18 protein-coding genes are annotated in these 18,561 nt (G+C 72.9%); 9 read left to right on the forward strand and 9 right to left on the reverse strand.

What is annotated here, in order from left to right; translation table 11 throughout:
- Positions 1 to 5: 5 nt before the first annotated feature.
- The 4 genes from ACPOLA_RS07820 to ACPOLA_RS07835 all read right to left on the reverse strand — a co-directional run bounded on the left by ACPOLA_RS07820 (position 6) and on the right by ACPOLA_RS07835 (position 4,210).
- Complete coding sequence (locus ACPOLA_RS07820) at positions 6 to 395, reverse strand: RNA polymerase-binding protein RbpA (protein WP_435769849.1); 390 nt, start codon at positions 393 to 395, stop codon at positions 6 to 8.
- A 74-nt stretch (positions 396 to 469) separates the two neighbouring features.
- Positions 470 to 1,858 (reverse strand): MFS transporter, encoded by a 1,389-nt coding sequence (locus ACPOLA_RS07825; RefSeq protein WP_435769850.1) that lies wholly within the window; start codon positions 1,856 to 1,858, stop codon positions 470 to 472.
- On the reverse strand, positions 1,855 to 2,643 hold the full coding sequence (locus ACPOLA_RS07830; RefSeq protein WP_435769851.1) for a glycerophosphodiester phosphodiesterase family protein: 789 nt from the start codon (positions 2,641 to 2,643) through the stop codon (positions 1,855 to 1,857). Before ACPOLA_RS07830 ends, ACPOLA_RS07825 begins: the two co-directional genes overlap by 4 nt.
- A gap of 25 nt (positions 2,644 to 2,668) precedes the next feature.
- Complete coding sequence (locus tag ACPOLA_RS07835; protein WP_435769852.1) at positions 2,669 to 4,210, reverse strand: UDP-N-acetylglucosamine 1-carboxyvinyltransferase; 1,542 nt, start codon at positions 4,208 to 4,210, stop codon at positions 2,669 to 2,671.
- 91 nt (positions 4,211 to 4,301) lie between these two features.
- Here ACPOLA_RS07835 and ACPOLA_RS07840 point away from each other — a divergent pair, with 91 nt between their 5' ends.
- Complete coding sequence (locus tag ACPOLA_RS07840) at positions 4,302 to 5,318, forward strand: zinc-dependent alcohol dehydrogenase family protein (RefSeq protein WP_435769853.1); 1,017 nt, start codon at positions 4,302 to 4,304, stop codon at positions 5,316 to 5,318.
- Positions 5,315 to 6,118 carry a maleylpyruvate isomerase family mycothiol-dependent enzyme gene (locus tag ACPOLA_RS07845; RefSeq protein ID WP_435769854.1) on the forward strand — a complete coding sequence of 268 codons (804 nt, stop codon included), beginning with the start codon at positions 5,315 to 5,317 and terminating at the stop codon, positions 6,116 to 6,118. Before ACPOLA_RS07840 ends, ACPOLA_RS07845 begins: the two co-directional genes overlap by 4 nt.
- Before the next feature lie 145 nt (positions 6,119 to 6,263).
- Here ACPOLA_RS07845 and ACPOLA_RS07850 read toward each other — a convergent pair whose 3' ends face one another.
- A complete protein-coding gene (locus tag ACPOLA_RS07850) occupies positions 6,264 to 7,145 on the reverse strand; it encodes an SCO6745 family protein (protein ID WP_435769855.1) in 882 nt (293 codons plus the stop codon).
- A 149-nt stretch (positions 7,146 to 7,294) separates the two neighbouring features.
- On the opposite strand from ACPOLA_RS07850, the gene ACPOLA_RS07855 reads away from it, so the two are divergent.
- Positions 7,295 to 8,164 (forward strand): PAS and ANTAR domain-containing protein, encoded by an 870-nt coding sequence (locus tag ACPOLA_RS07855; RefSeq protein WP_435769856.1) that lies wholly within the window; start codon positions 7,295 to 7,297, stop codon positions 8,162 to 8,164.
- Between the two features lie 9 nt (positions 8,165 to 8,173).
- Here ACPOLA_RS07855 and ACPOLA_RS07860 read toward each other — a convergent pair whose 3' ends face one another.
- Positions 8,174 to 9,541, reverse strand: coding sequence for an L-serine ammonia-lyase (locus tag ACPOLA_RS07860; protein WP_435769857.1), 1,368 nt, complete (start codon positions 9,539 to 9,541; stop codon positions 8,174 to 8,176).
- 112 nt (positions 9,542 to 9,653) lie between these two features.
- Between ACPOLA_RS07860 and ACPOLA_RS07865 the strand changes: the two genes are divergently transcribed.
- Positions 9,654 to 9,986: a helix-turn-helix domain-containing protein gene (locus ACPOLA_RS07865; protein ID WP_435769858.1), complete on the forward strand. Its 333-nt coding sequence runs from the start codon at positions 9,654 to 9,656 to the stop codon at positions 9,984 to 9,986.
- 1 nt (position 9,987) lies between these two features.
- On the opposite strand, the gene ACPOLA_RS07870 is transcribed toward ACPOLA_RS07865, so the two are convergent.
- Together ACPOLA_RS07870 and ACPOLA_RS07875 are read right to left on the reverse strand one after the other, a co-directional pair.
- Positions 9,988 to 10,590, reverse strand: a complete 603-nt coding sequence (locus ACPOLA_RS07870; protein WP_435769859.1) for a ClpP family protease — start codon at positions 10,588 to 10,590, stop codon at positions 9,988 to 9,990.
- Positions 10,587 to 11,207 carry a ClpP family protease gene (locus ACPOLA_RS07875; RefSeq protein ID WP_435769860.1) on the reverse strand — a complete coding sequence of 207 codons (621 nt, stop codon included), beginning with the start codon at positions 11,205 to 11,207 and terminating at the stop codon, positions 10,587 to 10,589. The genes ACPOLA_RS07870 and ACPOLA_RS07875 overlap by 4 nt, the downstream gene beginning before the upstream one ends.
- Before the next feature lie 113 nt (positions 11,208 to 11,320).
- On the opposite strand from ACPOLA_RS07875, the gene ACPOLA_RS07880 reads away from it, so the two are divergent.
- The 5 genes from ACPOLA_RS07880 (at position 11,321) to ACPOLA_RS07900 (ending at position 17,616) form a co-directional block, all read left to right on the forward strand.
- Positions 11,321 to 12,400 (forward strand): saccharopine dehydrogenase NADP-binding domain-containing protein, encoded by a 1,080-nt coding sequence (locus ACPOLA_RS07880; protein ID WP_435769861.1) that lies wholly within the window; start codon positions 11,321 to 11,323, stop codon positions 12,398 to 12,400.
- A 179-nt stretch (positions 12,401 to 12,579) separates the two neighbouring features.
- Positions 12,580 to 13,035: a pyridoxamine 5'-phosphate oxidase family protein gene (locus tag ACPOLA_RS07885; protein ID WP_435769862.1), complete on the forward strand. Its 456-nt coding sequence runs from the start codon at positions 12,580 to 12,582 to the stop codon at positions 13,033 to 13,035.
- A gap of 18 nt (positions 13,036 to 13,053) precedes the next feature.
- A complete protein-coding gene (locus ACPOLA_RS07890; protein ID WP_435769863.1) occupies positions 13,054 to 15,402 on the forward strand; it encodes an ATP-binding cassette domain-containing protein in 2,349 nt (782 codons plus the stop codon).
- A 112-nt stretch (positions 15,403 to 15,514) separates the two neighbouring features.
- Positions 15,515 to 16,933 carry a glycoside hydrolase domain-containing protein gene (locus tag ACPOLA_RS07895; RefSeq protein ID WP_435769864.1) on the forward strand — a complete coding sequence of 473 codons (1,419 nt, stop codon included), beginning with the start codon at positions 15,515 to 15,517 and terminating at the stop codon, positions 16,931 to 16,933.
- Between the two features lie 71 nt (positions 16,934 to 17,004).
- On the forward strand, positions 17,005 to 17,616 hold the full coding sequence (locus ACPOLA_RS07900) for a VOC family protein (protein WP_435769865.1): 612 nt from the start codon (positions 17,005 to 17,007) through the stop codon (positions 17,614 to 17,616).
- Between the two features lie 68 nt (positions 17,617 to 17,684).
- Here ACPOLA_RS07900 and ACPOLA_RS07905 read toward each other — a convergent pair whose 3' ends face one another.
- Entirely contained in the window at positions 17,685 to 18,473 is a 789-nt protein-coding gene (locus ACPOLA_RS07905; RefSeq protein ID WP_435769866.1) for a hypothetical protein, read from the reverse strand.
- Between the last annotated feature and the right edge of the window lie 88 nt (positions 18,474 to 18,561).

An 18,561-nucleotide genomic window follows, 5' to 3' on the forward strand; every position in this document is an offset into this window, starting at 1 on the left:
CCCGGCTAGCTCCGGGCGGGCTTCCGCTTGCGGGCGTTGGCGCGGTGCAGGTGGGCCGGCCCGATCTCGCCGCCGCGCAGCAGCTCGAGCCGCTCGGTGAGGATGTCCTCGAGCTCCTTCTCGGAGCGGCGCTCGAGCAGCATGTCCCAGTGGGTGCGCTGCGGCTTCTCGGCCTTCACCTCGCGCTCGATCCCGGACGTGCTCTCCGCCTCCAGCCCGCAGCGCGGGCACTCCCACACCGCCGGCACCTCGGCCTCGATCGACATGGTGATCTCGAAGTCGTGTCCCTGCGGGCAGCGGTAGCCGACCTGCTGACGGGCGGCGAACTCGATGCCGCGCTCGTCCTCGAACGACTGGCCACCCAGACGGGCGCCGCGCAACGTGCGCTCGGCCATGGTTACCTCCTAGGGTCTACCTCTTTCAACGCTACCCGCGAGTCAAAGGTTCCAACCGGGGAGTGAGCCGGGCCTCAGATGACCGGCGGCCGCTCGTTGCCCGCCTCGCGGATGCCCCGCGCGGTGTCGACCCGCAGCAGGAGCAGCGCGCCGACGGCGAAGAACACGATCAGGGCGAAGATGGCGGGCCGGTAGGAGCCGGTGAACTGGTGGACCAGCCCGAAGGTCAGGGTGCCGAACCACGAGGTGCCCCGGTCCATCGCGTGGTAAAGGCTGAAGTACTCCGCCTCCTTCCCACGCGGGATGAACAGCGAGAAGTACGACCGCGCCAGCGCCTGCGTGCCGCCGAGGACGATCCCGATCGCGGTGGCGAGCAGCAGGAAGGGCACCAGGCTGCCGTCCGGCACCCAGAGCGCCACGGTGACGATGCCCATCCAGATGGCAAGGCCGCCGAGGATCACCTTCTTGGCGCCCAGCCGGCCGGCGAGCCGTCCGAACCCGACGGCGCCCAGGACCGCCACCAGCTGGACGAGCAGGTACGCGCCCAGCACCGTTCCGGTCGCGAACCCCAGCTCCTTCTCGCCGAAGATCGCGGCCGACGCGATCACCGTCTGGATGCCGTCGTTGAAGAACAGGTACGCGACGAGGAACGTCAGCGCGACGGGGTAGTTCCGCAGGTCCTTCAGGGTGGCCCACAGCTGGCCGAAGGACCGCGCCAGCAGCCCGCCCTCGACGTCGTGCACGGCGGCCGGTGGCCGCGGCCTGATGCCGCGCCACGGGATGATCGTCCAGGCGGCCCACCAGACGGCTCCGGACAGCATGCACAGCCGCACCGCGGTCGCGGTGCTCATGCCGAGCGCGTCGTGGAAGGTCACCACGCCGAAGTTGACGGCCAGCAGCAGGCCGCCCCCCGCGTAGCCGTACGCCCAGCCGATCGACGAGACCCGGTCGCGCTCGGACTCGTCGGAGATGAGGGGGAGGATCGAGTCGTTGATGACCGTGGAGGCGCCGAACGCGAGATTGGCGACGATGAACACCATGCTGCCGAACAGCCAGTTGTCGCCGACGAGGAAGAACAGCAGGCCGGCGGCGGCCGCTCCGGTCCACGCGAAACCCGCCAGCATCGTCGGCTTCCGGGCGGTGCGGTCGGCGACCGCGCCGATCAGCGGGTAGAGCAGCGCGCCGAGGACGGTCGACAGCGTGATGACGTACGACGGCAGCGAGCCGGGCGCGATGCTCAGCCCGAGCAGCTCCAGCGACTCCCGGCAGGTGCGGTCGTCGTCGCCGACGAACCCGCAGGCGGCCTGCTCGGCGATGGTGATGAGGTAGGGAGCGAACAGGACTCCGGCGATGGTGGTCGCGAACGCCGAGTTGGCCCAGTCGTAGAAGAACCAGGATCGCTGCTCTCGCGAGCGGTGCAGCGGAGCGAGGTCGGCGATGCCCGCCGACTGCGTCGGATTCATGTGGTTGTCCCTCCCGACGCGGGCCGCCACTGGCCACGCGCCTGGAGCACATCCTTGAGCAGGTCGGTCCGGTCCGTGAAGAGCCCGTCGACGCCCCGGTCGAGCAGCTGCTCCATCTCGGCCGGGTCGTCCACCGTCCAGACGTGGACCTGGTGACCGGCCTCGTGGGCCCGCCGCACGAAGCCCGGCGTCACCACCACCAGCGGACCGCGGCGGTGCGGCACCTGGAAGGCGGCGAACCGCCCTCCGGCCAGCAGCCGCGCCAGGCGGTCGGTCGGGGCGAGGCGGAAGGCGACGATCTCCCAGGGGTCGGCCGCGGTCGGCACCCGGCCATCCGTCAGGTCGCGGAACCGCCGGATGCGGCGCCGGGAGAAGGAGCCGACGAGCACCCGGTCCCACAGCCCGCGCTCCCGCACCAGCTCGGCCAGCGGGGCGACGGCGGCGTCGGCCTTGAGGTCGATGTTGAACCTCGCCTCGGGGAAGGCGTCGAGCAGCTCGACCAGGGTCGGCACCTGCTCGCGCCGGCCGATCCTCGCCTCCCGGATCTGGGCCAGCGTCAGGTCCCGTACGGCGCCGACCCGGTCGGTCACCCGGTCGAGCACGTCGTCGTGGAACGCCAGCAGCACCCCGTCGCGGGTCAGGTGGACGTCGGTCTCGAGGTAGTCGTAGCCGAGCGCGGCCGCGTGCTGGAACGCGGCCAGGGTGTTCTCCAGACCCTCGATCTCGGGGTGGTAGGCGCCGCCGCGGTGGGCGAAGGCGAGCACCGTGCCGGGCTGCAGGTACATGTCGTCCGGTCGCTGCGCCCGGGACCTAGATGTCGCGGAAGGTCTCGATGTCGGCGCCGAGGGAGCTCAGCCGCTCGGCGAGGTCCTCGTAGCCCCGGTGGATCACGTAGGTCCCGCGCAGCACGGACGTGCCCTTGCTGGCGAGCATGGCCAGCAGCACGACGACGGCCGGGCGCAGGGCCGGCGGGCAGATCAGTTCGGCCCCGGTCCACGACGTCGGCCCCTCGATCATCACCCGATGGGGGTCGAGCAGGGTGACCCGGCCACCCAGCTTGTTGAGCTCGGTCAGGTAGATCGCGCGGTTGTCGTAGACCCAGTCGTGCAGGTAGGTCTGGCCTTCGGCGACGGCACCGATCACTGCGAAGAACGGCAGGTTGTCGATGTTGAGGCCGGGGAACGGCATCGGGTGGATCTTGTCGCGGGGGGCGGCGAGGTCCGAGGGGTGCGTGGTGATGTCGACCAGCCGGGTGCGGCCGTTGGCGGCGACGTACTCGGCGGAGAGGTCGTAGCGGAAGCCCATCTCCTCCAGCACGGCGAGCTCGATCTCGAGGAACTCGATCGGCGCCCGGCGGACGGTGATCTCGGACCGGGTGACGATCGCCGCGGCGAGCAGCGACATGGCCTCGATCGGGTCCTCGCTCGGCGCGTAGTCGACGTCGACGTCGATCGACTCCCGGCCGGTGACCGTGAGCGTGGTGGTGCCGATGCCCTCCACGTCGACGCCGAGCGCCTGGAGGAAGAAGCAGAGGTCCTGGACCATGTAGTTGGACGATGCGTTGCGGATCACCGTGGTGCCCGGGTGGAGGGCGGCGGCCATCAGCGCGTTCTCGGTGACGGTGTCGCCGCGCTCGGTGAGCACGATCGGCCGGCCCGGCACGATCGCCCGGTTGACCTGCGCGTGGTACCAGCCGTCGGTGGCCTTCACCTCGAGGCCGAACGGCCGCAGCGCCGACATGTGCGGCTCGACCGTGCGGGTGCCGAGGTTGCACCCGCCGGCGTAGGGCAGCTCGAAGGTGTCGGACCGGTGCAGGAGCGGACCGAGGAACATGATCACCGACCTGGTCCGGCGCGCTGCCTCCTCGTCGACGTTGGTGAAGTCGAGCTCCTTGGGCGGGACGATCTCCAGGTCGTTGTCGTCGTTGATCCAGCGGGTCTCCACCCCGAGGCTGGTGAGCACCTCGAGCAGGCGGTTGACCTCCTCGATCCGAGCGACCTTGCGCAGCGTCGTGCGGCCCCGGTTGAGCAGCGAGGCACACAGCAGCGCGACGCCGGCGTTCTTCGAGGTCTTGACGTCGATGCTGCCCGCCAGCGTGGTCGGTCCCTTGACCCGCAGGTGCGTGGGGCCGGCGCCGACGGCGACGATCTCGGAGTCGAGCGCGCGCCCGATCCGGGCGAGCATCTCGAGGGAGAGGTTCTGGTGGCCCTTCTCGATCCGGTTGATCGCGCTCTGGCTGGTGCTGAGCCGGTCGGCGAGCTGGGCCTGGGTGAGCCCGCGATGCTTCCGGGCGTCGCGGATGAGGTTGCCGATGCGGCCCTTGTAGTCGCCGGCAGGCTCGTCGATCGTCATGCGTCGACGGTAACTCATATATGAGATAACGCAAAGCGTGGAGGGCGCGGCGCGCCGCGGACCCGGCGCACGACGTGGAAGACTCTGCCACATGCGCGCGACCACGATCCATTCCGCCGGCGACATCCGGGTCGAGGAGGTTCCCGACCCCGTCCTCGCCCGTCCCACCGACGCCATCGTGAAGGTGACGGCCGGGTGCATCTGCGGCTCCGACCTGTGGCCCTATCGCGGCGAGAACCCGATCCGGCGAGGGTCGACCATCGGCCACGAGTGCATCGGCGTGGTCGAGGAGGTCGGCAGCGAGGTCGGCTCCTTCCGCCCGGGCGACTTCGTGATCGTGCCGTTCTGCCACTGCGACAACACCTGCGCCCACTGCCGGTACGGCGCCCACTCGGCGTGCGTCAACCTCGGCATGACCACGAGCGGCCAGGCGGAGTACGCCCGCGTCGGCCAGGCCGACGGCAGCCTCGTGGCGACCGACGGCATGCCCGCCGACGACCAGCTCGCGTCGCTGCTGGCGCTCTCCGACGTGATGCCGACCGGGTGGCACGCGGCGGTGTCCGCCGGGGTGGACAAGGGCAGCACCGTGATGGTGGTCGGCGACGGCGCCGTCGGCCTGTGCGCCGTACTCGCGGCGTCCGTGATGGGCGCGGAGACGATCATCGCCATGTCCCGGCACGAGCCCCGTCAGGAGCTGGCACGCGCCTTCGGGGCGACCCACGTCGTGGCCGCCCGCGGACGCGACGGGGTCGCCGAGGTCCGGGAGATCACCGCGGGCGTGGGGGTGGACGCGGCGCTGGAGTGCGTCGGCACCGACGAGGCGATGCGGACCGCGATCGGCGCGACCCGGCCCGGTGGCGGCGTCGGCTTCGTCGGCGTCCCGCACGGGGTCCAGCTGCCGATCGGCAAGCTGTTCGAGAAGAACATCGGGGTCCGCGGCGGCATGGCCCCGGTCCGCCGCTACCTGCCCGAGCTGCTCGACCTGGTCGTCGAGGGCCGGATCGACCCCGGCCGCGTGTTCGACCTGACGCTGCCGCTCGAGGAGTCTCCGGAGGGCTACCGGGCGATGGACGAGCGCCGGGCCGTCAAGGTGCTGCTGCGTCCATGACCCGGCTCTCGCCCGCGCCCTACCTCGAGCACATCCGTGCGGACTCCGCGCGCTTCGCCCAGGTGCTCGCGGAGTGCGCGCCGGACGCCCGCGTGCCCACCTGCCCGGACTGGGACGCCGCGGACCTCCTGTGGCACCTCGGCACCGTGCAGCACTTCTGGCACCACGTGATCAGCACCCGGCCCGCACCGCCCGAGGAGTACGTCCGTCCGGAGCGGCCGGCGTCGTACGACGGGCTCCTGGAATTCTTCGCGACCTGGCACGAGCGGTTCGTGACCGCGCTCGCCGCGGCCGACGCCGACGAGCCCGCGTGGTCGTGGGCCGACGGGGCCGAGCAGCAGACCGTCGGCTTCACCTACCGCCGCCAGGCGCACGAGGCGCTGATCCACCGGGTCGACGCGGACCTGACCGCCGGATCGGCGGGCGGGCTCGACCCGGCGCTCGCCGCCGACGGCGTCCACGAGGTGCTGGAGGTGATGCACGCCGCGCCGTCCTGGGGACGGTTCATGCCGCTCGACCAGCACCTGGAGGTCCGGCTGACCGACACGGGCGATACCGCCTGGGCGGCCCTGGGCCGCTTCACCGGCACCTCGCCCGGCGACGGCGCCGTGTACGACGACGAGCCCGCGCTGCACGTGCTGCCCACCCGCCCGGGCCGGGTCGACGTGGTCGTCAGCGGCCCGGCGGCCGAGCTGGACGCCTGGCTGTGGCACCGCGGCCCCGGTGCCGAGGTGTCGGTCACCGGCGACGACGCCGCGAGGCGGCAGGTGCTCGCGTTGCTGGACCAGCCGATCGACTAGCGCCGGCCGGAGCGGCCCGCGACGTAGACGACGCCGAAGAGGGCGGAGACGAAGCCGGCGAGCACGATCAGCACGGCGGCGGCAGCGAGAAGCGCGAGGACGACGGTCGACATGGCGCACAGCGTGGCATGACCTGCGTCACAAGTCACCCATCCCTCTCACCGGCGACCGACCGCAGGTCCAGGCCCATCGGCGAGTCCAGCGGGATGTCGCCGGCCCGGACGACGGCTGCGGTGATCGGTCGGAGGAGCGCCTCCAGCTCCGCCAGCTCCGCGGGGGAGAGGGCGGCGAGCGCCGGTGCGGCGAGCTCGTCGGTGCGCGCCTCGACCGCCGCCTTCACCTCCGTGCCCGCGTCCGTCAGGGCGCCGTCGTCGGCGAGCAGGCCGCGCTCGACGAGTCGCGCCCGGCACGCGGACCACTCCTCGTCGGTGAAGTCACGGGCGACGTCGTACACCGGCCGCGGGACGCCGGCCGCCGTGGCGTGGAGCACGTGGGACTCACGGCCACCGATCCCGGCGGCGAGCAGCGCCGCCACGTGACCGTCACCGCGGTGCTCGCGCAGCAGCGTCGCGGCGTGCCACAGCCGCGCCACCGGTGCCGCCGGTGGCGGGAGCGCCCGGTTGGCCGCGAACAGCGCCCGGCCCTCCAGCGGTGCGCTGGCGGCGGCGGCCCAGAGCAGCTCCGCCGCGCGCCCGACCGCGTCCGGGTCGACAGACGTGCCCACCGCCCGCTCCACCGCGGCCACCGACCCTCGCAGCCGGGCGTCGAGCGCCGCCTCGGGGGCGGCGAAGGACCAAGCCGCGGGCAGGGCCCGCGCCACCCGCTCGGGAGAGAAGTTGTAGAAGAGGGCGTGGATCACCTCGGGCCCGACCGCGCCCAGCGGGGCGGCGCGTCCGGCGAAGTAGCCCATCCAGAACCCGCGGAAGCCCGCCTCCTTGAGCGCAGCGAGGGGCTCGGGCGCGAAGTAGGTGACGGCGTGGACCGGCTCCACGAGGCTCCAGAGGCGGCGTGCGGGATGGGGTTCCATGGCCTCGTTGTACGCCGCGGCCCGCACCACTGTCGCTGTGGTCTCCGTCACCCCCGCCTGTCGCCGCGTCACCCTCCCGGCCGGCGAACGGCTGTCCGGACCCCGGCGAACCAGCGCGCGGACGCCGGTTTGCTGGCACCATGCGGTCCATGGCGTCCAGCAGCCCGGTGCGCCCGACAGGGCGGTTCTCCTACGACACCGCCACCCGCAAGTGCGACTGGGACGACGAGGTCTACCGGATCCACGGCCACACTCCCGGGGCCGTCGAGCCGACGCTCGACCTCGCGCTCGAGGCCAAGCACCCCGAGGACCGCGACCGCGTGGCCGAGCTGATCGACCACGCCGCCCGCACGGGAGAGCCGTTCGCCATCAGCTGCCGGGTCGTCCTGGGCGACGGCACGCAGCGCCGGGTGCTCCTCGTGGCCGAGGGCGGCATGTGCGACCCGGGCGACGTGACGGTCGTGGAGGGCTACTACATCGACCTCACCAGCGAGGTCGAGCAGATCGCCGGAGAGGAGATCCACCACGCCGTCGAGGCCACCGTCGAGTCGCGGATCACCATCGAGCAGGCCAAGGGCGCCCTCATGCTGGCCTACGGCCTGGACGCCGAGGCGGCGTTCGCGATGCTCCGGTGGTGGTCCCGCAACCGCAACGTCAAGGTCCGCGACATCGCGGCCCGACTCGTCGGCGGGGCGCAGGAGGGGGAGCTCGCGTTCACCGCGCTGCGCCTGCGCGTCGACAGCCTGCTCCACGACGTGACCGAACAGCCGACAACTGGGTACCGGACGGGCATGGCTCACCACGAGGCGAACGACGACCACAACCGCGACCAGCAGGAACGGACCGCCGGGCGTGCGGAGCTGCTGCCGGAGGAGCAACGCCCCGGCAGCCAGGACCCGCAGGAGCAGGCCGAGCAGATCCTGCGCGAGTCCGACGAGCGGGTGGAGGACCCCGAGGGCACCGGCGCCGCCTCGGTGCAGACGTCGACGCCGGACCAGCGGCCGGACCCCACCGTCTAGCCGCGCGCCTCAGCACTCGATCACGTTGACGGCGAGGCCGCCGCGGGACGTCTCCTTGTACTTGGTGTGCATGTCGCGGCCGGTCTCGCGCATGGTCTTGATGGCCCGGTCGAGCGAGACCGTGTGCTTCCCGCTGCCGGCCAGGGCGAGCCGGGCGGCGTTGATCGCCTTCACCGAGGCGATGGCGTTGCGCTCGATGCACGGGATCTGCACCAGCCCGCCGACCGGGTCGCAGGTGAGACCGAGGTTGTGCTCGATGCCGATCTCCGCGGCGTTCTCGACCTGCGCCGGGGACCCGCCGAGCACCTCGCACAGGGCACCGGCGGCCATGGAGCAGGCCGACCCGACCTCGCCCTGGCAGCCGACCTCCGCCCCCGAGATGGACGCGTTCTGCTTGAACAGGATCGCGATGGCACCGGCGGTGAGCAGGAAGCGCACGATGCCGTCGTCGTCGGCGCCGGGGACGAACCGGGCGTAGTAGTGCAGCACGGCGGGGACGATCCCGGCCGCGCCGTTGGTGGGCGCGGTGACCACCCGGCCGCCGCTCGCGTTCTCCTCGTTGACGGCGAGCGCGTAGAGGTTGACCCAGTCCATCGCCTGGAGCGGGTCCTGGGTCGGCGCGCCCTGCAGCCGGGCGTGCAGCGCCGGCGCGCGCCGCGGCACCTTGAGCCCGCCGGGCAGCACACCCTCGGCCGCGCAGCCTGCCCGCACGCAGTCCGCCATCACCGACCAGATGTGCAGCAGGCCGGCGCGCACCTCCGCCTCGCTTCGCCACGACCGCTCGTTGGCCAGCATCACGTCGCTGACGCGCAGCCCTTCGGTCTCGCAGATCTCCAGCAGCTCCGCGGCGGAGCCGAACGGGTGGCGGACCTCCGTGTCGTCGACCACCACCCGGTCGGCGCCCACGGCGGAGTCGTCGACCACGAAGCCGCCGCCGACCGAGTAGTACACCCGCTCCCGTACGACGCCGCCGCGGGCGTCGTACGCGGTGAAGGTCATGCCGTTGGGGTGGCCGGGCAGCGACTTGCGGCGGTGGAGCACCAGGTCGTCCGGGCCGAACGCCACCTCCTGGCGGCCGGCCAGCAGCAGCCGCTCACGGTCCCGGACCGCGGCTGCTCGCTCGTCGTAGGTGGCAACGTCGACGGTGGCCGGGTCCTCTCCCTCCAGCCCCAGGACGACGGCCCTGGCCGAGCCGTGACCGTGCCCGGTGGCCCCCAGCGAGCCGAACAGCTCCGCACGCACGCGGGCGACCCGGCCCAGCTCGCCGTCCCGGGCGAGCCCGTCGGCGAAGCGCTTCGCCGCGCGCATCGGTCCGACCGTGTGGGAGGAGGACGGGCCGATCCCGACGGAGTAGAGGTCGAAGACGCTCAACGCCATGGGGCCACCGTAGGCACCGCACCCGCCAAGCGGGAGGGCGGCGCCGCCCGGCGTCGTACGCCTGCAGCGAACGCGGCTGTCGCCGGCCCTCCGGGCGGCCTACCGTCGGTCCATGGGCGATGTCATCCGGTTCCCCGCACCGCCGGCCACGCGCAGGCAGCAGGACGACCGCGACCGCCGCGCGACGCCTGGTGGGCAGCCGCTGTGGCGCGAGGCGGCCGGCCGCGTCCTCCGGCAGGAGCGCCAGCGAGCCGACCGCACCCTGGGGGACGTGGCGGGCGCGGCCGGGATCTCGGTGCAGTACCTCTCCGAGATCGAGCGGGGCCTGAAGGAGCCCAGCTCGGAGATGCTCGCCGCCGTCACCGGCGCCCTGGGCCTGGACCTCGTCGCGCTGACCGCGGCGGTGACACGGCAGCTGCGCGGCCCGGTCTGCCTCGCCGCCTGACTCAGGCGGCGAGCGCCTTGCGGCTGGCCAGGACCTCGTCGGCGACCCCGTAGGCGACCGCGGCCCGGGCGTCGAGGATCAGGTCGCGATCGGTGTCGGCCCGCAGCCGCTCCACCGCCTGGCCGGTGTGCTCGGCCAGCACCTGCTCCATCTCGCCGCGTAGCCGCGCGATCTCCTTGGCCTGCACGGCCAGGTCTGGCAGCGTGCCCTGCCCGCCGCCGGACGGCTGGTGCAGGATGACCCGCGCCCGGGGCAGGATGGAACGCCGGCCCGGCGCGCCCGCCGCGAGGAGGACGGCAGCCGAGGAGGCGGCCTGGCCGATGCAGGTGGTGGCGATGGGCGCCCGCACGAACTGCATCGTGTCGTAGATGCCGAGCATCGCCGTGACGGAGCCACCGGGGGAGTTGAGGTAGAGGTTGATCGTCGCGTCCGGGTTCTCCGCCTCCAGGTGCAGCAGCTGGGCGATCACGACGTTGGCGACGCCGTCGTCGATCTCGGTGCCGATGTAGACGATGCGGTCGCTCAGCAGCCGGGAGTAGATGTCGACGGCACGCTCGCCGTGCAGGGTCTTCTCCACGACGCTCGGGATCGTGTACTGGCTCATCGCAGGCCTCCGAAGGCGACGGTCGGCCGGGTCGGGCCGACGGCGCGGACGTCGGTGAGGACGTGGTCGACGAAGCCGTACTCGCGCGCCTCCTCGGCGGTGAACCAGCGGTCGCGGAGGGCGTCCCGCTCGACCTTCTCGACCGGCTGGCCGGTGTGCTCGGCGATCAGGCCCATCATCACGTTCTTGGTGTGCTCCAGGTTCTCGGCCTGGATCTCGATGTCGATGGCCGTGCCGCCGATGCCGGCGGAGCCCTGGTGCAGCAGCACCCGGGAGTGGGGCAGCGCGTAGCGCTTGCCCGGGGTGCCCGCCGAGAGCAGGAACTGGCCCATGCTCGCGGCCAGGCCCATCGCCAGCGTGCTGACGGCGTTCGGGATCATCCGCATCGTGTCGTAGATGGCGAGCCCCGCGGTGACCGAGCCGCCGGGGGAGTTGACGTAGAGGCTGATGTCGCGCTGCGGGTCCTCCGCGGAGAGCAGGAGCAGCGCCGCGCAGAGCCGGTTGGCGACCGCGTCGTCCACCTCCTGCCCGAGCACGATGATCCGCTGCTGCAGCAGGCGGGAGGTGAGCTGTTCGTCGAAGGGGCCGAGGAGGCGCTCGGCTGGTGTGGTGGTCATGGCACCACCGTGCGGCGGGGACGGGGGACGCACCAAGGACTTCCGCCGCGAGCGGATCCGCCCAGGGCGGATCCACCGGCGGCCGCGGGTGGGTGTCGGCGGCACGCGCCACGATGGCGGTCACCGGCGCCGGCAGGGCGCCCGAGGTGATCGAGGTCGAGATGGCAGCAGACGTCGTGGTCTACGGAGCGAGCGGGCACACCGGCCGGTTCGTGGTCGGTGAGCTGGTCGAGCGCGGGTTGACGCCGGTGCTGGCCGGCCGCGACCCCGCCCGGCTCGAGGCCCTCGCCGGCGAGTACGGCGGCCTCCGCGCGCGGGCCGCGCCCGCCGACGACCCCGGCGCGCTCGACCGTGCGCTCGCCGGCGCGGCCGCCGTGGTCAACTGCGCTGGCCCGTTCGCCGTGACGGCCGCGCCCGTGGTCGCCGCCGCCCTGCGCGCCGGCATCCCCTACGTCGACGTGGCGGCCGAGATCGAGGCCAACGTGGACACGTTCGCGACGTTCCGCACGCCCGCGGCCGAGGCCGGCCTGGCCGTGGTGCCGGCGATGGCCTTCTTCGGCGGCCTCGGCGACCTGCTCGCCACGGCAGCGATCGGGGAGTGGCAGGAGGCCGACCAGGTGCTCGTCGGCTACGGCCTCACCAGCTGGCACCCGACGGCCGGCACCCGGGCGGCGGGCAGGGTCTCCCACGACCGTCGCGGGGGACGGCGGCTGCGGTTCCGGGAGGGCGTCCTCGTCCAGCACGACGACGACCTGGTCGAGGAGGACTGGGAGTTCCCCGAGCCGCTCGGGCGGCGACGGGTCGTCGCGGAGTTCACGATGGCCGACGTCGTCACCATCCCGAGCCACCTGCGCGTCCCCGACGTGCGCACGTTCATGGCGGCCACCGCCGCCGCCGATCTCGCCCGGCCCGACACGCCGCCCCCGGCGCCGGCCGACCACACCGGCCGCTCCGCGCAGGACTTCGTGGTCGACGTACGCGTCGTGCGGGGTCGCGACGAGCGTCGCGCCACCGCCGCGGGGCGGGACATCTACGCGGTCACCGCCCCGCTCGCCGTGGAGGCCGTCAGCCGCCTCCTGGCGGGGGAGGGACGGACGACGGGAGTGGCGTCGGCAGGCGCGATGTTCGCCGCCGGCGACTTCCTCCGCGCCCTGGTCCCGCACGTCGCGGTGTCGGTCGGCGCGGGGCCCTAGGATCGGGCCGTGCCTGCCCAACCCCCCTCGGCGGTGCATCGGGGCGCTCCCGCGGCGCATCCGATCCGTCCCGTGCGCCCGGCCACCGGGCGAGGGCATCAGGAATCGAGAAGCGCCGGAGCGAGCGCAGCCCCTAGCGTCGGGGCCATGACGCTCCTCGTCCGGCCGCGGACCGCCCGGTGACGACGGCCGCGCCCCGCGACCGGGCGACCCGCAAGGCCGACGCGCTCGCCATGCTGGCCACCCCGGCCGTCGACGCCTGGGTCGCCACCGCCTCCGCGATGCCGACCGCCCACCTGGTGCCGCTGTCCCTGGCGTGGGTGGACGAGCGCGTGGTGGTCGCCGTCGACAGCCGGTCGGCCACGGCGCGCAACCTCGTCGCCTCCGGGCAGGCCCGAGTGGCGGTCGGCCCGACCCGCGACGTGGTGATGATCGACGCGGTGCTCGAGCGGTCGGTCGCCGTCAGCGACGACGAGGCGCTCGGCGCCGCCTACGCGGCCCAGGCCGACTGGGATCCCCGGAACAGCCCGGGCTACGCCTTCCTCGTCCTGCGCCCGGTGCGCATCCAGGCCTGGCGCGAGGTCGACGAGATCCCCGACCGCGATCTGATGCACGACGGCCGCTGGCTGGTCTGACCGAGAGATGGAGACACCATGAGCAAGGCGCACCCCGCCGACACCCACGACCTGATCCGCGTGCAGGGCGCGCGCGAGAACAACCTCAAGGACGTCAGCGTCGAGATCCCGAAGCGCCGGCTGACCGTGTTCACCGGCGTCTCCGGGTCGGGCAAGAGCTCCCTGGTGTTCGGCACGATCGCCGCCGAGTCGCGACGGCTGATCGACGAGACGTACTCGACCTTCGTGCAGGGCTTCATGCCGAGCCTGCCGCGACCCGAGGTGGACGCGCTCGACGGCCTGACGACCGCGATCCTGGTCGACCAGGAGCGGATGGGAGCCAACCCCCGCTCGACGCTCGGCACGGTGACCGACGGGCACGCGATGCTCCGGTCGCTCTTCAGCCGGCTCGGCAAGCCCTACATCGGCGGACCGACGGCGTTCTCCTTCAACGTCCCGACCACCACGGTCGGCGGGGCGTCGGTGACCGAGTCGGGCAAGAAGAACGTGGTCAAGCAGCAGGTCTACCTCGGCGGCATGTGCCCGGAGTGCGAGGGCCGCGGCACCGTCTCCGACCTCGACCTGTCGGCGATCGTCGACGAGACCAGGTCGCTGGAGGAGGGCGCGATCCTCGTCCCCGGCTACACCGCGGACGGGTGGATGGTCGCGGCGTTCAAGGTGGCGGTGCCCGCCGACATCCCGATCAGCCGGTTCACGAAGGCGCAGCGCGAGGACTTCCTGTACGCCGAGCCGCGCAAGGTCAAGGTCGAGAAGATCAACGTCACCTACGAGGGCCTGATCCCGAAGATCCGGAAGTCGATGTTCAGCAAGGACCCCGACTCGCTGCAGCCCCACATCCGGGCGTTCGTCGAGCGGGCGGCGGTGTTCTCGGCCTGCCCGCGGTGCGACGGCACCCGCCTCAACGAGTCGGCCCGGTCGTCGAAGATCAAGGGACGCGACATCGGTGAGGTCGCCGCCCTGCAGGTGACCGACCTGGCGGCGTGGGTGCGCACCATCGACGACCCCGGGGTGGCGCCGCTCGTCGCCAAGCTGCTGCACCTCCTGGACGCGCTGACCGAGATCGGCCTCGGCTACCTCTCGCTCGACCGGCCCGCCGGCACGCTCTCGGGCGGCGAGGCGCAGCGCACCAAGATGGTCCGCCACCTCGGCTCGGCGCTGACCGACGTGACCTACGTCTTCGACGAGCCGACGATCGGCCTGCACCCCCACGACATCGAGCGGATGAACAAGCTCCTCGTCGAGCTCCGCGACAAGGGCAACACGGTGCTCGTCGTCGAGCACAAGCCGGAGACGATCGCGATCGCCGACCACGTGGTCGACATGGGCCCCGGCGCCGGCAGCGGCGGTGGCGAGGTCGTCTTCGAGGGCACCGTCGCGGGGCTGCGGCGCAGCGGCACGCTGACCGGCCAGCACCTGACCTACCGCGCCGCGATCAAGGAGTCGGTTCGCGAGCGCACCGGCGTCCTGGAGATCCGCGGGGCCGACGCCCACAACCTGCAGGACGTCGACGTCGACATCCCGCTGGGCGTGCTCACGGTCGTCACCGGCGTCGCCGGGTCGGGCAAGAGCTCGCTGATCCACGGCTCGGTCGCCGGGCACGACGGCGTGGTGTTCATCGACCAAGGAGCGATCAAGGGCTCGCGGCGGAGCAACCCGGCGACGTACACGGGGATCCTCGAGCCCGTCCGCAAGACGTTCGCCAAGGTCAACGGGGTGAAGCCGGCGCTGTTCAGCGCCAACTCCGAGGGCGCCTGCCCGACGTGCAAGGGCGCCGGCGTGATCGTCACCGAGCTCGGCTTCATGGACACCGTCTCCACGCCGTGCGAGGACTGTGGCGGCAAGCGGTTCCAGGCGGCCGTCCTGGAGCTGCAGGTCGACGGGCTCAACATCGCCGAGGTCCTCGACCTCCCGGTCGCCGAGGCGCACCGCTTCTTCGCCGACGGTGACGCCGCGACCCCGGCCGCGGCGAAGATCCTGAGCGCGCTCGAGGACGTCGGTCTGGGGTACCTCAAGCTGGGTCAGCCGCTCAACACGCTGTCCGGGGGCGAGCGCCAGCGGCTGCGCCTCGCGATGCACCTGGGCCAGAAGGGCGGCATCTTCGTCCTCGACGAGCCCACCACCGGCCTGCACCTGGCCGACGTGGAGAACCTGCTCGGCCTGCTCGACCGGCTGGTCGAGAGCGGCAAGTCGGTGATCGTGATCGAGCACCACCAGGCCGTGATGGCGCACGCCGACTGGATCATCGACCTCGGCCCCGGCGCCGGTCACGACGGCGGCCGGATCGTGTTCGAGGGCACCCCGGCCGACCTCGTGGCCGACGGCTCCACGCTCACCGGGCGGCATCTGGCGGAGTACGTCGCCCGCTGACCGAGTTGGGACTTTGGTCTCGTTCCGGGGCCCGGCACGGGACATTCGCCCACGGGCCGGAGCCGGACCTGCCTACGATTCTTCGGCCCTGCCGTCTCGTGATGGGTCCACCATGCATCTCCACGGCCGCCCTGTGCCGCTGCCCCTGGTCCTGACCGCCTTCCTGGCCCTGTGCCTGCTGGCCACCGCCGCCGTGGCCGGTCCGCTGGGCGGGTCGAAGGCCGACGCCGAGTCCACCGCGCCGGAGTCGGTGACCACGGCGGAGCGGGGCGCCCGCACCCAGGCGCCTCCGCCGCCGCCTCCGCCGCCGGCCCGGCTGGCCGACGGCTGGAGCGGCTACGCGTTCGACGCCTGCCGCGCCCCGAGCCAGGCCGTGATGGACCGGTGGCGCACCGCGTCGCCGTTCACGGGCGTCGGCATCTACCTCGGCGGCATCCACCGCGCCTGCGAGCAGCGTCACCTGACGTCGCGGTGGGTCACCCGGCAGATCCGCTCCGGCTGGCAGCTGCTGCCGATCTGGGTGGGGCCGCAGGCGTCCTGCACAGGCTACGACCACCGCATCGACGGCAGGCCCGGCCGCAGCGGCCGGTACGACGCCGCCCGCACCCGGGGCACCCGCGAGGCGCGGCGGGCTGCCGCGACCGCGCGATCGCTGCGGGTCCCGAAGGGCGAGGTGATCTTCTACGACATCGAGCCGTTCGACACCCGGCGCGAGCGGTGCCGCCGCTCCTCGCTGGTCTTCCTCGAGGCCTGGACCAACGAGATCCACCGCGAGGGCTACCGCTCCGGGGTCTACTCCCACGTCAACTCCGGGATCTCGCTGCTGAGCCGGACCGGCGCGGGCTACGTCCGACCCGACGCGGTCTGGTACGCCTGGATCGACCAGGCCGGCGCGATGCCGCGCGAGCACGTCGCCGACCACACCTTCATGCACACCAGCCGGGTCCACCAGTACGCCCTGGACACGAAGGTCGAGTTCGGCGGCGTCAAGATGGCGATCGACTGGAACTTCGTCAGCCTCGGCGCCCGCCGGCCGGTCACCTCGACCGCCACCTGCGAGCAGGCTGCCGACCGGGTCCGGCCGCGCAATCTGCGGTCCGGCGCCCGGGGGCGGCTGGTGCAGGTGGTGCAGTGCCTCGTCGCGCCGGGGGAGCGGCACCCGATGAAGACCACCGGCCGCTACGACCGGGCCACCGTCAAGGCGGTCCAGCGCTACCAGAAGCGCAGCGGCCTGCCCGCGACCGGCACCGTGGACCGACGTACGTGGACGTCCCTGCTGGCGCGCGGGCACACCCCGGTGCTGAAGAAGGGCGCCCGCGGCGAGCACGTACGACGCCTGCAGCGGACCCTCAACGCGGCCGCCGGCCGCCCCAAGGTGCAGGTCGACGGCGCCTTCGGCCCCAGCACGGCACGGGCCGTGCGGCACTACCGCAAGGAGCTCAGGCTGGGGAAGAAGCCGGTGGTGACCAAGGGCCTCTGGAAGGCCCTCGAGCGCGGCCGGGTCGTCCCCGACAAGCGTCCCAAGCGCTAGCGACCACACGCCCACCGAACCGGTCAGGAATCGAGAAGCGACCGCCGCCGCACGCACCTAGCGTCGTGGCCATGACACACATCGAGCAGATCACCCTGGAGGTGGCCGACACCGCGGCCGCCGCTCTCTTCTACAAGGACGCGTTCGGGCTGGACGGCGAGATCGGCCTGCGCGAGTCGACGGCGCCGACCAGCGGGTTCCGGGCGTTCACGCTGTCGCTTCTGGTCGCCCAGCCGGCCGACGTGCGGCTGCTCGTCGACTCCGCCGTCGGCGCCGGAGCCGAGGTCCTGAAGCCGGTCGCCAAGTCGATGTGGGGGCACGGCGGCGTGGTCCGGGCACCCGACGGAACCATCTGGAAGGTCGCCACGTCGGCCCGCAAGGACACCTCGCCCGCGACCGGCCACGTCGAGCACGTCGTCCTCCTCCTGGGCGCCGCCGACGTGGCCGCCACCAAGCGGTTCTACGTTGAGCACGGCATGGGGGTCGCCAAGAGCTTCGGCCGCAAGTACGTCGAGTTCGAGAGCCCCGAGGGAGCGGTCAAGCTCGGGCTCTACGGCCGCAAGGCCCTCGCCAAGGACGCGGGCGTCGACCCCGACGGCACCGGCTCACACCGCGTCGTACTCCACGGCGCCGGCGCCCCCTTCACCGACCCGGACGGCTTCGTCTGGGAGCCGACGGCCTAGGCCGCGCCGTGTGCCGACCAGGATGGCGCGACGCGCTCGCCGCGGCGCAGCCCGCGCTCACCGAACCGCTACCCGGACAGGCCGGCGTCCGAGCGCAGGGCCGCCCGCACGGCGTCGGCACGGACCTGCTCCATCGAGACGAACGGGATCCCCTCCTGGTGCCAGGCCTCGGCCACGAGTCGGGGGATCGGGGCAGAGTAGGCGTCACCGACGTCGCCTGACCGCGCGACGAGGTCGTCCTCGATCGGGCAGTGCAGAACCGCGCGCGCGTCGTCACCGAACCAGTCTCGACCGGCGAGCCCGTCGAGCAGCTCCGGCGTGACGAGGACCTCCACCTCCGCGACCTGCTCGAGGGTCTCGTTGGCCAGCAGGGCGCCGGCGAGACCCACGACGTACTGCCCGGCGGGGAGCTCGAGCCGGGGCACGGCGGTGCGGAGGCGGGACCACGTCCAGGAGGGGGACGGCGCCGGGCCGTCCGGCTCGGGCTCGTGCTTCAGGAAGGCGCGCACCGCGGCCTGGTGGACCTGGAGAACCGACACCAGGGGTATCCCGTCCTGGCGCCAGGCCTCACTGATGAGCTCCCGGATCGGGGCGGTGTAGCCGTCACTGACGTCACCGGCGCGTGCCAGCAGGCCGGTCTCGCCCGGGCACGCCAGACGGTTCTGGTCGGCCGCGATGTCCCACCCGCGGCCGGCCAGGTCGACGTAGAGGTCGTCGGTGACGAGCAGGTCGACCTCGTCGGCGCTGGCGACGGACTCGTTGGCCAGCATCGCGGCGGCCAGCCCGGCGACGTACTCGCCCTCGGGCAGCCCGAGCGCGGTGATGGCGGCGTGGAGGCGCTCCCAGGTCCACGGCATGGCAGGTTTCTACCCCGAGTGCCTCGGCGTCCGCCGCAGATCCGCCCCCTGCGAGGGAGCTGCCGTTCAGGTCGGCGTCGTGGCGGGT

Origin of the sequence: Nocardioides proteolyticus, assembly GCF_051280635.3 — a bacterium.
Taxonomy (GTDB): Bacteria; Actinomycetota; Actinomycetes; order Propionibacteriales; family Nocardioidaceae; genus Nocardioides.